The following is a 13,619-nucleotide window of genomic DNA, read 5'->3' on the forward strand; positions in this document are numbered from 1 at the left end:
TCGCGGGAATGACAAATCATATGATTCTTGGAATAAAAAAACTACACGAATTAGTTAAAGAAATAAATTTAGTAGAAAATTTATGCGACCGGGAAAAAAATAATCCCGAAGGCGCCGGTTTTGATTTGCGGCTCGGAGAAATTTACGAATTGGAAGGCGACGGATTTTTGGGTGTGGAAGAACGCAACACGCCGACCATTAAACTTGTGGCAAAAAATGAAGAAGGAAAACCGGAGAGCGAAAATTATTTTGTTTTTGAACCGGGAAAATATTATTTAGTAAAAACAATGGAAAAAGTAAATTTGCCGGTCACTGTCTCCGGAATTATTTTTCCGCGCACAACTCTTTTCCGCTCTGGATTGGGTCTTTTTAACGGCATTGTCCAGCCAGGCTATCAAGGCGAACTGACTTTTGGACTTTGCAATCTCGGAAAATCAAATATTAAAATTTCTTTCGGCGCGCGAGTTGTCCACATTACTTTCCACGAAGTGCTGGGTGAAGGTAATCAATATCGCGGACAATGGCAAGGCGGTCGAGTCGCGACCGGCGGTAAAGAAATGCAAGTATGATAAAAATTAGAAAACACTTACGAAAAGACATCCCCTACCGTGTAAAATGGTTAAATAATCCCGAGGTAAACAAGTTTATTGGCGATGAAATGGGGCAAAAGACAAATCTGAAAAAAGAAAAAGAGTGGTTTTCTAATTATCTGAAAGATAAAAACAAAAAATTCTTTACTATTTGTGATGATTCTAAGCCAATAGGCTTTATGGGATTATCACATATTAGCAAGTCAAATAAAAACGCAGATCTATTTATTGCTATTGGCGAAGATGACTATCGCGGCAAAGGAATTGGAAATATCGCCATAAAATGGTTGACTGATTACGGATTCAAAAAATTAAAACTTCATAAAATCAACTTAGGTGTTGTTAAAGACAATCGCCATGCGGTTAAAATATATAAATCTTTGGGCTTTGTTGTTGAGGGCGAGATGAAAGACGAAATTTTTTATAAAAGCAAATATCATGATTTTTTATCCATGGCAATTTTTAACAGAAAAAAATAATCTAACTCTATGGAAAAACACCCCGAATACCAATATTTAGATTTGCTCCAAGATATTTTGGATCACGGTTCGGATAAAAAATTATTTTTTACTCCGGAGGTTTTGGAGGAATATAAAAAGAAAGGCGAAGAGCCACCTTATATCCGTTCTGTTTTTGGCCGGCAAATCCGTTTTGATTTGAGAAAGGGTTTTCCGATTCTGACGACAAAGAAAGTTTTTTTCCGCGGAATCATTGAAGAATTAATTTGGTTTTTATCCGGCAGCACAAATGTTAAACCGCTCGTGGACAAAGACGTGCATATTTGGGATGAATGGGCTTGGAAAAGATATCATAAATATTGTTTGCAAAATAAACCCGAGGAAGATTTGACCCAGGAAAATTTTATAAAAAAAATTAAAGAACTGCCGGCGGACGATGAATTTGTAAAAAAATGGGGCGACCTGATTTGTGTTTACGGAAAAATGTGGCGACGCTGGCCGGCCTCGGACGGTCGCGAGATTGATCAACTCGGCTGGTGCATTCAAGGTTTGAAAGAAAAACCATTTAGAAAATCTTATGTTGTTTCCGCCTGGAATCCGGATTTTATTTATGCCATGGCTTCAAAAGGCAACGCTAATGAAGTCCCGCCTTTTTGCCACACGATGTATCAATTCCAGGTCACGGGCGACGGCGTTTTGAACTTAGGATTATACCAACGAAGCGCTGATGTTTTTTTGGGCGTCCCGTTTAATATCACAAGTTACGCTCTCCTGCTTTTGATGGTCGCGCAAATTACCGGATTAAAACCCGGCGAATTTGTTCACACTTTTGGCGACGTGCATATTTATTCCAATCATTTTGATCAAGTCAAAGAACAAATAAGCCGTGAACCAAAACCGTGGCCGACAATGAAACTGAATCCTGAAATAAAAAATATTGATGATTTTAAATTTGAAGATTTTGAATTGCAAAATTACGAATCTCATCCGGCAATTAAAGCGGAAATCGCCAACATCGGCGGGTTCTAAAAATTCCCCTCCTCTTTGAGGAGGGGTTAGGGATGGTGCGGATTTCAAAACCACCCCAGCCCCTCCTTGGAAAGGAGAGGAAAATATATTTAATCTATGACTATCTCAGCCATCGCTGTCACAAACAAAAACCGCGCGATCGGTTTTAAAAATAAATTGCTCTGGAATCTTCCGCCCGACCTGGAACATTTTAAAAAAATCACTTCCGGCCACACAATAATTATGGGCGGCAATACTTTTGTCTCGCTCGGCCGTCCCCTTCCGAAACGCGTAAATATTGTTATAACCAAAAATAAAAATTTTTCTGCGCCGGGATGTATTATTGTTTCTTCGCCAGAAGAAGCCTTAGAGCGCGCGAAGGCGGAAGAAGAAAAATTTCCCACCAAGCAAAAAGAAGTTTTCGTAATCGGCGGCGCTTCAATTTATGCGCAAATGTTGCCGCATGTTGAAAAACTTTATTTGACTATCGTGGACGATGAGCTTGCGGAAGCCGACACTTATTTTCCGGATTATTCTGCATTCAAAATCACAAGTGAATCCGAACCGCAAGAATATAACGGATTGAAATATAAATTTATTGAATTAACGAGATAATTTTTAAAATGAATAAATTTGTCGCTATAGTCGGGATGCCCGGCGCGGGAAAAAGCGAGGTGGCCGACGAACTCATCAAACACGGCTACCAATACATCCGTTTTGGCCAAATCACTTTAGACGAAGTTAAAAAACGCGGCCTCGCACCGACAGAAGAAAATGAAAGGCCAATCCGCGAAGAGCTCCGAAAACAATACGGTCCGGGAGCATTTGCCACTTTGAATATTCCAAAATTTGATGAGGCATTAAAAATTGGCAATGTTGTTGGCGACGGACTTTATAGCTGGTCTGAATATAAAATTTTAAAAGATAAATACAAAGAAAATTTAATTGTCATCGCGGTTTACGCGCCGCCAAAATTAAGATGTGAGAGATTAGCAAATCGAGCCGGGCGACACGGCGATGATCCAAAATTAAAATATCGCTCCTCCACTCCAGAATCTGCAAAAGCCCGCGACTACGCGGAAATTGAAAATATAGAAAAGGGAGGACCAATCGCCATGGCCGATTACACAATTATAAATATTGGAACGTTGGACGAACTTCGAACCCAAGCAGAAAAAATTTTGGAAGAAATAAATAATTTTTAAAAATATGAAAAAGGGCGCCTTCGTTTTGGTCGATGGCATTGATGGCTCCGGCAAGGCGGCGATTATTAAATCTCTGGCTGCTTGGGCTGAAAATAAAAAATTGAAAATTTTGGATTTAAAAGATTATTGGAAAATAAAACACACTTTTCCGGAGCCGGAAGAAATTGCCGAATACGACGTAATAATTTCCGCCGAACCGACTTATTCCATGGTCGGCCAGGCAATCCGCGAAGAAATTGTCCGTGAAAACAACCGACAATATTCAGCCTGGACTACGGCTGAAGCTTTTTCTCTTGACCGCGAAATTTTATACCGCCGCGTAATTCTTCCAGCGCTGGAACAAGGAAAAATAATTTTTCAGGAACGCGGCGTCACAACTTCCATAATTTACCAACCAATCCAAAAAGAATTCCTGGAACTTGAAAAAATTTTAGAATTGCCCGGAAACAAATTAGCGCTCGAATACCGGCCGGATTTAATTATCATCGCTCTTGTTGATCCGAAAGAAGCCGTGAAGCGGATTACTGAACGGGATAAAAAAGATTATTCAATTTTTGAAAAACTCCCCTTTTTGGAAAAAATCGCCGAAAGATTTGCCGCGCCGTGGTTTCGAAAGCTTATGGAAAAACACAGCAGTGAATTTGTTTATTTAAAGACAGATAAAACCGTTTATGATACAATAAAGGAAACTACCGATATTTGGGAAAATTTTTTAAAAAAAATATAATTAATCGCGAATTTTTCTTAAAATCCGCCAAAAACTATGCTTATCAAAGTCGCCGATCTAATACGCGAAAGCTGGGCACTTTACAAAAATAATTTCGCCCTTTTCGCGAAAATTATTGCCTGGCTCCTTATTCCTTCCGTCATTTTATCTTTGTTGCCCTACTTCATTTCAAACCCCGTGGTTTTCATGGCGACAAACTTTCTTCTTTCGCTTGCCTCGTGGATGCTGAGTGTTTTAATTATGATTGCTTTAATTCTGGCAATGGATGCTGTTCTCAAAAAAGAACCAGTTAATCTAAAAAATATTTATAATTTAAGTTATTCAAAAACTTTTTCCGGAATTATCATCTCCATTTTGGTTTCCCTCGCGGTCGGCTTTGGCACGCTCCTTTTAATCATCCCTGGCATAATTTTTTCCGTCTGGTTTTCTTTCAGTCTTTACATCTTAGTGCTGGAAAATAAAAAAGGAACTGAAGCTCTTTCCGCCAGCCGCCAATTGGTAAAAGGGAAATTTTGGCCGATTCTCTGGCGCTGGATTGCTCCAAATTTTGTCTACGGCATAATTCTTCTCATCGTCATTCTTATTCCCGTTTATATAATTGATTTTGCCGTCGGCCAGCCAGGCGCAAGCTTCACCGCAACTTCAACATGGTGGTCAATGATTATTGCCAATGTTATTCCTGTTTTTGCTGCCCCATTATTTTACGCATTGGGATTTATCCTCTATAACTCTGTTAAAAAAAGCGCGGCTCTGCCGCAATAATAAATTGCGAAGCAATCTGATCTGAATTTTATGCATCTGGTCCCGGTCATTGGACTTGAAATTCATGTCCAATTAAAAACAAAATCAAAAATGTTCTGCGGTTGCGACAATACCGGCGAAGATCAGCCGCCGAACACAACCGTCTGCCCTATTTGCATGGGTCATCCTGGCACGCTCCCCGTCATCAACGAGCAGGCGTTGGAGTGGGCCGGACTTATGGCCCTGGCTTTAAATTGTAAAATTCAAAAATCTTCAAAGTTTGACCGCAAACAATATTTTTATCCCGATCTGCCAAAGGGTTACCAAATTTCCCAATATGACAAACCTGTATGCTTGGACGGTTTTTTGGAAATTGATATTCCGACCAAAGATGAAAAAAAACAACGGCCTTGGGCGAAGATAAAAATAAACCGTGTTCATCTCGAAGAAGATGCCGCAAAAACATTCCATAGCGAAGATGGAAAAAATAGTCTTGTTGACTATAACCGTTCTGGCACGCCACTTCTGGAAATTGTCACCGAGCCGGACATTGCCTCGCCCCTTGAAGCAAAAATTTTCATGCAGGAATTGCGGCTTATCGCCCGCTATCTTGGAATTTCCGACGCGGATATGGAAAAAGGTCATCTCCGCTGCGATGCTAATATTTCTCTCCGAGAAGTTCTTGACGACCCAACCAAAGAAAAAAAATTAGTAAAACTTAACGCAAAAACCGAAATTAAAAATTTAAATTCTTTCCGAGCGGTTGAACGCGCGCTGGAATACGAAATCAAAAGGCAAACCGAACTTTGGGAAAAAGGAAAACCGCCGACCATTACCACAACTCGCGGCTGGAACGATGTAAAACAAATAACTATAGACCAACGCACGAAAGAAGCTGAAAACGATTATCGCTATTTCCCCGAACCAGACTTGCCTCCGCTTGATTTGAGTAAACTAGAAGAAAAAGTTAAAAGCAAACTTCCTGAACTGCCTCGCGCTAAAAAAATAAGATTTGTGTCTCAATACGAATTTACTGACGAAGAAACAAAAATTTTGATTGAAGACAAAAAACTCGCTAACTACGCGGAAAATATCATTTCCGAACTGCAAGCATGGCTCCTTTCACTAGAAGGGATTGAAGGAACAGAGGAAGAAATCTGGGAAAAAAATAAACACAAACTTGTCCGTCTTGTCGCCGGATGGCTCATAAATAAACTCTGCGGATTAATGGCTGATAATAAAATTGATATACGCCGCCTAAAAATCACTCCGGAAAATTTTGCCGAGTTTATCACCATGATTTATCAAAATAAAATTTCCGGGCCGACAGCACTGAAAATTCTTGAAGAAATGATGCTAACAGGCGGAGATCCTTCGCAGATTATGGAAAGTAAAAATCTCGGCCAGATAAGCGACGCTGGCGAGATAGAAAAAATAATTGACGAACTTCTCACCGACCACCCCGAAGAAACTGTAGAATACAAACAAGGAAAAACCGCCCTGCTCCAATTCTTCATCGGCCAAGTAATGAAAAAAACCCAAGGCAAAGCTAATCCTAAAATCGCCGAAGAAATTATTAAAAAGAAACTCGGATAGAAAATCAAAAACTGCTCAAATTTCCTGGGCAGTTTTTGGTCTTGCTATCCTCTCCGCGATTTCCGCGGAGGGTCCGAGCCCATGGCAAAGAAAGGAGGAACGCCATGACTCGACATGCTGAAGAGGCGCGCGTTGGAGAGGAAGGTGACGTCCCAGAGTGCATCCACAAGAAGCCCTGGGCCAAATGCGCCTGTTGCCGGGGAAAATTCGGCATGCTGGTGATCGACCTGGACATTTTGCTCAGTCGAAACCAGCCGCCGGAAGTCGTCGGCAATCTGGTGGCAGAAGGCATCCGGAGGATGCGACGCGGAAAGGAGGAACTGGAAAGACGTGGGGCAAGTCCCAAGTAGAATAAAACACATGAGACCAAAAAGGGCGTTTTGCTTTAAGCACCACGCCCTTAATTTTATTTAATCCACTTTTTTATTTTTTCTTCTATTTCTTTATAATTTTTTATCCACTTAATTCTTTTATCACGGCGAAACCAAGTCATCTGCCGCCTGGCATACGCATGCGTCCTATATTTTATTTTTTGAGCTGCTTCTACGAGATCTTGTTTGCCCAATAAGTATTCGCCAATTTCCTTATATCCAATCCCGCTCATGGACGGAAGATTTGGATTATATTTTTTTAATAATTTTTTTGTTTCGTTAACCAAACCGTCTTTTATCATTTTCTCCACCCGCCGGTCAATGTTTTCATAAAGTTTTTGCCGCGGAACATTTATTCCAATTTGTAAAACATCAAATAGCGGCTCACCCTTTTCTCGCAATTTGGAAAATTGTTTGCCAGTCGCAAGACATACTTCAAGGGCGCGAATTATTCTCCGCGGATTATTGGCGTCCACTGCCTCGGCCGCGCCAGGATCAAGTTTTAATAATTTTTTATACCATTTCGCGATAGCGCCGGGTTTTTTAATTTCTTTTTCAAATTGTGCTCGCAATTTTTTATTTGGCGGCACCGCCGGAATTTCCAAATTATCAACAATAGATTGAATATATAATCCGGTTCCCCCAACTAAAAACGGCACCTTGCCGCGCTTCAAAATATCTTTAATCGCCGCAAGCGCCTTCTTCTTATAATCCGCCAAAGTAAATTCTTCGTCAGGCTTTAACACATCAAGCAAATAATGTTCCACGCCTTTTTTATCAATCACCTTTCCTGTCCCAACATTCATTCCTTGGTAAATCTGCCTTGAATCGGCATTTACAATTTCTCCCTTAAATTTTTTCGCCAATTTCAAAGACAAGCCCGTCTTTCCCGACGCCGTCGGACCCAAAATTACTATCAGTTTTGGCAACTGGAGTCCCGCCTTTAGGCGGGGTTTAGATATTGACATATTATCTTTTTTATATTAACTTAAAGGCAGCAAAGGAGGAAAAATAATGACCAAGAAGACTATCCGCATAGTCGCCGCAACATTATTCGGCTTACTGGCATTGACATTTGCCTGGGCTGCGGACAGCTACGGGGACGGACCATCCTTCAGCTCTCCACCGCCACTCGCCTACTTCGTGGTGTTCGGTGGCTTTTCTATCGCATGTCTGGTAATGGCCGTTTTGTTCATTTGCAAGCCGCCGCCCTGCATGAAAGATTCGCCAAGGGAGTAACAAGGTCATGAAAAAACTCAAGGGTGTGGCCGGCGGGATTGGCTACCTCTTGCTCGCGCTGATTTTTCTCGCTGGTGCCGGAGGAATGGCGACCGTTCCCAATCTCGCGCTCGCCGAACGAGCGTTCATCGTCATCGTTACGATTATCGCGGTGGTTTGCCTCTTCGCAAAAGCCATCGGTGTGGTTCGTGACGCTTGGAAAAAAGAATAGGTAAGGCTCCACCTCAAACGGGCCATTTTTTATCCTTCCAAAATCCATTCAAACGCTTTTTTTATTTTAACATTAAAAATTTTTCCAATCATATTCTTCTTGCCGTTGAATCTCACTCTTTTCATTTCTAAAGAATTTCCAATGCACTTTCCGTTTTTATATTCATCTACTAATACCGACACGACTTTCCCGACATATTTCTGATTTTTTTCAAAAACAATTTTCTCCATCAAATTCTGTAAAACATCCCGCCGCCGTTTTTTTTCGGCGCGCGGCACATCGTCCTTAAACTTCGCGGCCGCTGTTCCCTCTCGCGGCGAATATATCGCGAGATACGCAATATCAAAATCTGCTTTTTTATAAAGTTCCACCGTGTTTTGAAACGATTTTTTTGTTTCACCGGGAAAACCGACAATAATGTCTGTGCCAAGCGCGATGCCTAGCCTTTTTTTATTTATTTTTGCGACGAGTTTTAAATAATCTGCAGTAGTATAACTGCGATTCATCTGTTTTAAAACTTTATCATCCCCGGCCTGAAGCGGCAGATGAAGATAATTTACCATTTTGGGCAAAGTCAGGGCGTCAATAACTTCATTTGTCATATCGCGCGGATGTGGCGCGGTAAAAAAGATTCGTTTAATTCCTCTTATTTGATTTACCTCCCAGAGTAATGCGGCAAAAGGATGTTTATATGGATTTTTTTTGGAAAAATTTTTAGTATCATCCGGCCAATAGGCATTTACGTTTTGCCCTAAAAGAGTTATTTCAAGACATCCCCTTTTTGCTAAATTTTTTATTTCCGCCACCACCTCAACGACAGGCCGACTCACTTCCCTGCCTCGGACGTATGGCACGGCGCAATATGAACAAAAATTATTACAGCCGGTCATGATCGGAACAAACGCAGAAAATTTTGTTGAGTATCTTGGCTCAATTTTAAAATAATGCTCGTGCCAACTTTGGCAATAATTTTTAAACTTTTCTAAATCAATAATTTGTTTTAAATCCAAAACTAAATCAAATTTATCAATAAATTTTTTCTTGTCCCGCGGCAAAATACAGCCGGTTAAAATTGTTTTAAAATTGGGATTAACATTTTTTATTTTACTTAATTCCCTCGCCCGGCCGTATAAGCGATCCACTGCCGCCTGACGAACAGAACATGCTACGAGCACGGCCAAATCAGCCTGCTTTTCGCTTCTAGCAGGCTTATAACCAATCTTTTCAAGCACAGCCGCCACTCGTTCCGAATCGGATTTATTCATCTGACAGCCGTAAGCAATAATGTGATATTTATTTTTTCCCATAGCAATACTTTAACAAAATCATTGATTATTGACAAACCCCACTTTTTTTGCTAAAATATTGATATTAATCCATTTTTATATTATAATTTTATGTCAGAATTCAAAAGAGGTTATGAAGAGCCGCGCCGCATTGAGCCCGGCGATTGCCGACATGGCAATAAAGAAGCTACTTGTCCGGAATGTTTAAAGGACATTGAGGCCGCTGCCGAATCTCTTAAAAGATCGCGAAAACCAAAAAACCCCGAAGAAAAATAAAAATATCAGAATACAAAAAACTAGACAGTCCAACCAGGGCTGTCTTTTTACTCTTGACAAATTTATGATATCATTGTAAGGTGAGGGGTTCCCTGGAAGAAGTACGAGGAATTCCGAAAGGAGGGTAACCATGGGCAAGGTAGTAAGCATCTTCGCCGATGGTCGACTCCATCGGCAATTCCTAGACCGAATCACGAGGCTTGACCTCGAGTACATGAATGGTAACCTTTACCTCAAGCTGACTACCAGCGGTAACGAACTCCCCGGCGGGCTAGATGAGTGGCTGAGAAAATACGCGAGGTTTCTCTTCGTTGTAAATAACGGAGAAAAGATCTTCGTAGGACGAAGCTCCGGCAGGACGAGCTTCACTGGCGATCCGGACAATGTCCGCTACGTGGGGATCGAATTCCGCGGCCCTAAAGGGGGAAGTGTGAATCTCCTCAAGGAGCATACGCTAGAAATCACCTTGGCAGCTGGCAAGGAGCAGAAGTCATTCACGGCTATCAAGGAGGGCAAGAAGGACACACCCGAGATTGAGATAATCTCGTAGGCGCATAGGACCGACGCCAAGAACCGCTTCGGTCCTCTTTTTATCTTATTATCTTATCCCCGCGATTTGCGAGGATTGACTATTCTCTTCAAATACGCTATAATTTTATGTTAAAATTAAAGAATAATTCTTGATCAATTTATATGCCACGAATTCCAACGGCAGAAAAAATTTCCGGACCAGAAACAGAAAAAATTGCGACTCATATTGCACTAACTTCCGAAGCCTCAAAAAATCATCCCGATCGTAACGAGGATGCCGCCTTTGTTGACCCAGCACAAGAATTAGCTGGCATTTTTGATGGCATGGGCGGTGGCTTAGACGGAAAACAGGCTAGCGAATTGGCGGCTAAAATCTCTTTTGAAGAACTATCTAAAGTTCCCGAAGGAGCTGATGCGAAAAAATGGGAAACGGCTATCAAACGAGCCCTGGAAAAAACTCAGGAAGAAGTTATAAAATTAGGCAACCAACTATTTTTTGAACAACTGGATGATCCATTTATTGAAGCAACTTATAGAGATAAACCTCAAGATAAAATTCAGGAATTAATTATAGAAAAAGGAAAATCCCCTGCCGGAACAACAGCTTCTATCGTAAAAATGATTGAGCGGCCAGACGGCGGCGCTGACTTGGTGTTTGGCCATACTGGCGACAGTAGAATTTATGTTTTGAAAAAAGGTGAAGAATTAAAAAAATTAACAAAAGACCAGGGAGCCCTTGAAGAGTCTGTTCAAAATAAATATATTACCCAAGAAGAAGCTGATTTTATTGATCAGGCAACTAGTAAAGAAGAAATAATTCAAAAGTTCGGACCAGAAAGAGGCAACACGGTAGCCTTTCTTTACAAAGATTTGAGAAGAGGTGTAAAGAGCGCCCTTGGACTTAGCGGAAGCGAATTCCAAACAGGTATTGAACACCTTGAACCCGGCGACCTAGCAATTGTTACTTCCGATGGTATTCATGATAATTTGACTGATAAGGAAATCCGAGCAGAAATAATTAAAGGCGGAACGCCCGAAGAAATTTCCGCGCGGCTAGTTAAAGCCGCCAGAAAACGTGTTGCCGGAAAAGTTTTAAGATCTAAGGAAGATGATATGACTGCGCTGGTTATGGAAACTCCGGAAATTGTTGAAGCCGCCGAAGCGGTTGAAGAACCTGCCCTTTCCCCGGAACAAGCGGCAAAAATTGAGGATGATTTAAGAAAACTTCAAGAGATGGCAAAATATCTTAAGAATTTATTGACCGTGGCTAAAACCATAGAAAAAGGCCTTAAGCCGATTACCAGCAAAAAAAGAGTTGAAGAAATTATGGGTCTGGGCGGAGCAAGAGGTGTTGAGGATGCTCTTTACACGACCGAGACGGAAATTCTTAAAGCAGAGCGCGACTTAGCCGGACATAAAGGAGACATTGCGATCGTACGAGAAACTACCACAAAACTTCGCCAAACTCGAGAAGGAAGAGAAAGACAACTTAAGGCGCGAGACCAGGAAGATATCGAGCAAATAAAATCCAGGGTAGCATAAATATATTAAAAGACCCGCCTAACTTGGCGGGTCTTTTTTGATCTACTTATTTTCTTTTTTTAATTTCCGTTTTCACCTTTTCAATAAATTTATTCACCGTCATCGCCACGGTTTTTTGTTTACCGCGAACACGGACATTTAATTTCTTGCCGCCCATTTCTTTATCACCGATCACGAGCATATACGGTGCTTTTTGTTTTTCCGCTTTTCTAATCTTGTATCCAACCGTTTCATTAACATCATCAAGATGAACTCTAATCCCCTCTTCACGAAGAGTTTTCGCGAGTTTTGCCGACGGTTTCACGTGGCGCTTGCCAACAGGGATAATTGCGACTTGCACGGGAGCAAGCCATGTCGGAAAGGCGCCGGCATAATGTTCAATTAAAACAGCTATAAAGCGTTCCAACGATCCCAGAAGAGTTCGATGCAACATTATCGGCGTTTCTTTCTGTCCTTGCTGATTAACAAATTCCATTTTAAAACGCGCCGGGAGATTCAAGTCAAGCTGCAGGGTTGAACACTGCCACTCTCGACCCAAGGCATCGCAAATTTTAATATCTACGGCCGGCCCATAAAATTTTGCTTCGCCAATGTCTATTTGATATTTAAACTTAATTTTATCTAAAACCTTTTGTAAAGTTTTTTCAGCAAAATCCCAAACCTTATTTTCTCCAACATATTTTTTTGTATCCTTCGGATCACGCAAGGAAAGATAAATTTTGTAATCTTTAAAACCAAAACTACCAAGTATTTCTTTGGCAAATTTCAAAACTAACTCTAGCTCTTTTTCAAATTGATCATGACGACAAATGATATGGGCATCATCCTGAGTGAAACCGCGGACACGAGTCAAGCCATGCAAAGTGCCCGAACGCTCATATCGATAAACCGTCCCTAGCTCTGCCCAACGCAAAGGAAGGTCGCGATAACTCCTCATCCGCGATTTATAAATTTTTATATGGAATGGGCAATTCATCGGCTTCAAGAGATATTTTTCTCCCTCTATTTCAATCGGCGAATACATATTTTCGCGATAAAACCCCCAGTGTCCCGAAGTTTCCCAGAGCCTTAAATGCCCAATGTGCGGAGTACGAACAAGTTCGTAACCGTTTTTGTAATGTTTTTCTATCCAATAATCCTCAATTAACTGCCGCAAAAGCGCTCCCTTCGGATGCCAGAGAGGCAATCCAGCACCAACGTCTTCGTCAATGTGAAATAAATCCAACTCTTCTCCGATTTTACGATGATCCCGCGCCTCAGCTTCTTCAACCATTTTTAAATATTCATCCAATTCTTTTTGTGTTTCAAAAGCTACGCCATAAATTCTCTGAAGCATTGGTTTATTTTCGTCACCGCGCCAATACGCGCCGGCGACAGTCGTCAACTTAAACGCGCCAATCGCTTTTGTAGTCGCGATGTGTGGCCCGCGACAAAGATCAGTAAATTTTCCAGTTTTATAAATCGTCACGCGTTCGCCGAGCGATTCCATTTTTCCTTCTTCGCCCACTGTGCCCTCGCGCAATAATTCTAATTTGTAAGTCTGTTTAAATTGTTCAAAAAGTTTTATTGCTTCAGCGCGAGACATCTCTTGCTTTTCAAAAGGTAAACTTCTTTTTATAATTTCTCTCATCTTACTTTCAATTTTTGGCAAATCAGCTGTGGTTAAATTTTTTCCCAACTCAAAATCATAATAAAATCCATTTTCCACAACCGGTCCCACGCCAAATTTCGCGGTTGGATACAACTCCAAAACAGCGGCTGCCAAAATATGAGCCGCGGAATGACGCATTATTTCTAATTTTTCTTTATTCATAAATAAAACTTTGTCTCCTCTGTTT

The 13,619-nt window shown here is 41.2% G+C and carries 16 protein-coding genes; 13 read left to right on the forward strand and 3 right to left on the reverse strand.

Features of this window, described 5'->3' with window-relative positions:
• Positions 1-20 precede the first annotated feature (20 nt).
• The 8 genes from WC445_02430 (at position 21) to gatB (ending at position 6,325) form a co-directional block, all read left to right on the forward strand.
• On the forward strand, positions 21-569 hold the full coding sequence (locus WC445_02430; GenBank protein MFA5128806.1) for a hypothetical protein: 549 nt from the start codon (positions 21-23) through the stop codon (positions 567-569).
• Entirely contained in the window at positions 566-1,069 is a 504-nt protein-coding gene (locus WC445_02435) for a GNAT family protein (GenBank protein MFA5128807.1), read from the forward strand. Before WC445_02430 ends, WC445_02435 begins: the two co-directional genes overlap by 4 nt.
• 9 nt (positions 1,070-1,078) lie before the next feature.
• Entirely contained in the window at positions 1,079-2,077 is a 999-nt protein-coding gene (thyA, locus tag WC445_02440; protein MFA5128808.1) for a thymidylate synthase, read from the forward strand.
• Positions 2,078-2,173: 96 nt separating this feature from the next.
• Positions 2,174-2,671, forward strand: coding sequence for a dihydrofolate reductase (locus tag WC445_02445; protein ID MFA5128809.1), 498 nt, complete (start codon positions 2,174-2,176; stop codon positions 2,669-2,671).
• An 8-nt stretch (positions 2,672-2,679) separates the two neighbouring features.
• Positions 2,680-3,261 carry an AAA family ATPase gene (locus WC445_02450; GenBank protein MFA5128810.1) on the forward strand — a complete coding sequence of 194 codons (582 nt, stop codon included), beginning with the start codon at positions 2,680-2,682 and terminating at the stop codon, positions 3,259-3,261.
• 4 nt (positions 3,262-3,265) lie between these two features.
• Positions 3,266-3,988, forward strand: coding sequence for a hypothetical protein (locus WC445_02455; GenBank protein MFA5128811.1), 723 nt, complete (start codon positions 3,266-3,268; stop codon positions 3,986-3,988).
• A gap of 36 nt (positions 3,989-4,024) precedes the next feature.
• The gene (locus WC445_02460) at positions 4,025-4,750 is read left to right on the forward strand and encodes a glycerophosphoryl diester phosphodiesterase membrane domain-containing protein (GenBank protein MFA5128812.1); all 726 of its coding nucleotides are present in this window, start codon (positions 4,025-4,027) and stop codon (positions 4,748-4,750) included.
• Positions 4,751-4,780: 30 nt separating this feature from the next.
• A complete protein-coding gene (gene gatB / locus WC445_02465; GenBank protein ID MFA5128813.1) occupies positions 4,781-6,325 on the forward strand; it encodes an Asp-tRNA(Asn)/Glu-tRNA(Gln) amidotransferase subunit GatB in 1,545 nt (514 codons plus the stop codon).
• Between the two features lie 406 nt (positions 6,326-6,731).
• Here the strand turns inward: gatB and miaA are convergent, their stop codons facing one another.
• The gene (miaA, locus tag WC445_02470; GenBank protein ID MFA5128814.1) at positions 6,732-7,664 is read right to left on the reverse strand and encodes a tRNA (adenosine(37)-N6)-dimethylallyltransferase MiaA; all 933 of its coding nucleotides are present in this window, start codon (positions 7,662-7,664) and stop codon (positions 6,732-6,734) included.
• Positions 7,665-7,710: 46 nt separating this feature from the next.
• On the opposite strand from miaA, the gene WC445_02475 reads away from it, so the two are divergent.
• A complete protein-coding gene (locus tag WC445_02475) occupies positions 7,711-7,935 on the forward strand; it encodes a hypothetical protein (protein ID MFA5128815.1) in 225 nt (74 codons plus the stop codon).
• Between the two features lie 7 nt (positions 7,936-7,942).
• Positions 7,943-8,146, forward strand: coding sequence for a hypothetical protein (locus tag WC445_02480; protein MFA5128816.1), 204 nt, complete (start codon positions 7,943-7,945; stop codon positions 8,144-8,146).
• 29 nt (positions 8,147-8,175) lie between these two features.
• Here WC445_02480 and miaB read toward each other — a convergent pair whose 3' ends face one another.
• Positions 8,176-9,453 (reverse strand): tRNA (N6-isopentenyl adenosine(37)-C2)-methylthiotransferase MiaB, encoded by a 1,278-nt coding sequence (gene miaB / locus WC445_02485; GenBank protein MFA5128817.1) that lies wholly within the window; start codon positions 9,451-9,453, stop codon positions 8,176-8,178.
• Between the two features lie 90 nt (positions 9,454-9,543).
• Here miaB and WC445_02490 point away from each other — a divergent pair, with 90 nt between their 5' ends.
• The 3 genes from WC445_02490 (at position 9,544) to WC445_02500 (ending at position 11,781) form a co-directional block, all read left to right on the forward strand.
• Positions 9,544-9,708, forward strand: coding sequence for a hypothetical protein (locus tag WC445_02490; GenBank protein ID MFA5128818.1), 165 nt, complete (start codon positions 9,544-9,546; stop codon positions 9,706-9,708).
• Between the two features lie 130 nt (positions 9,709-9,838).
• The gene (locus WC445_02495; GenBank protein ID MFA5128819.1) at positions 9,839-10,258 is read left to right on the forward strand and encodes a hypothetical protein; all 420 of its coding nucleotides are present in this window, start codon (positions 9,839-9,841) and stop codon (positions 10,256-10,258) included.
• A 143-nt stretch (positions 10,259-10,401) separates the two neighbouring features.
• On the forward strand, positions 10,402-11,781 hold the full coding sequence (locus WC445_02500; protein ID MFA5128820.1) for a protein phosphatase 2C domain-containing protein: 1,380 nt from the start codon (positions 10,402-10,404) through the stop codon (positions 11,779-11,781).
• Between the two features lie 46 nt (positions 11,782-11,827).
• Here WC445_02500 and thrS read toward each other — a convergent pair whose 3' ends face one another.
• Complete coding sequence (thrS, locus tag WC445_02505; GenBank protein ID MFA5128821.1) at positions 11,828-13,594, reverse strand: threonine--tRNA ligase; 1,767 nt, start codon at positions 13,592-13,594, stop codon at positions 11,828-11,830.
• Positions 13,595-13,619 lie beyond the last annotated feature (25 nt).

It is taken from the genome of Patescibacteria group bacterium (assembly GCA_041650995.1).
Classification (GTDB): domain Bacteria; phylum Patescibacteriota; class Patescibacteriia; order XYB2-FULL-38-15; family XYB2-FULL-38-15; genus JAHIRI01.

Coding starts and splice junctions, on each gene's coding strand:
- WC445_02430 (MFA5128806.1), top strand. CDS start 21: ATGATTCTTGGAATAAAAAAACTACACGAATTAGTTAAAGAAATAAAT.
- WC445_02460 (MFA5128812.1), top strand. CDS start 4,025: ATGCTTATCAAAGTCGCCGATCTAATACGCGAAAGCTGGGCACTTTAC.
- WC445_02445 (MFA5128809.1), top strand. CDS start 2,174: ATGACTATCTCAGCCATCGCTGTCACAAACAAAAACCGCGCGATCGGT.
- WC445_02455 (MFA5128811.1), top strand. CDS start 3,266: ATGAAAAAGGGCGCCTTCGTTTTGGTCGATGGCATTGATGGCTCCGGC.
- WC445_02490 (MFA5128818.1), top strand. CDS start 9,544: ATGTCAGAATTCAAAAGAGGTTATGAAGAGCCGCGCCGCATTGAGCCC.
- WC445_02475 (MFA5128815.1), top strand. CDS start 7,711: ATGACCAAGAAGACTATCCGCATAGTCGCCGCAACATTATTCGGCTTA.
- thyA (MFA5128808.1), top strand. CDS start 1,079: ATGGAAAAACACCCCGAATACCAATATTTAGATTTGCTCCAAGATATT.
- thrS (MFA5128821.1), bottom strand. CDS start 13,594: ATGAATAAAGAAAAATTAGAAATAATGCGTCATTCCGCGGCTCATATT.
- WC445_02480 (MFA5128816.1), top strand. CDS start 7,943: ATGAAAAAACTCAAGGGTGTGGCCGGCGGGATTGGCTACCTCTTGCTC.
- WC445_02500 (MFA5128820.1), top strand. CDS start 10,402: ATGCCACGAATTCCAACGGCAGAAAAAATTTCCGGACCAGAAACAGAA.
- WC445_02435 (MFA5128807.1), top strand. CDS start 566: ATGATAAAAATTAGAAAACACTTACGAAAAGACATCCCCTACCGTGTA.
- gatB (MFA5128813.1), top strand. CDS start 4,781: ATGCATCTGGTCCCGGTCATTGGACTTGAAATTCATGTCCAATTAAAA.
- miaB (MFA5128817.1), bottom strand. CDS start 9,453: ATGGGAAAAAATAAATATCACATTATTGCTTACGGCTGTCAGATGAAT.
- miaA (MFA5128814.1), bottom strand. CDS start 7,664: ATGTCAATATCTAAACCCCGCCTAAAGGCGGGACTCCAGTTGCCAAAA.
- WC445_02450 (MFA5128810.1), top strand. CDS start 2,680: ATGAATAAATTTGTCGCTATAGTCGGGATGCCCGGCGCGGGAAAAAGC.
- WC445_02495 (MFA5128819.1), top strand. CDS start 9,839: ATGGGCAAGGTAGTAAGCATCTTCGCCGATGGTCGACTCCATCGGCAA.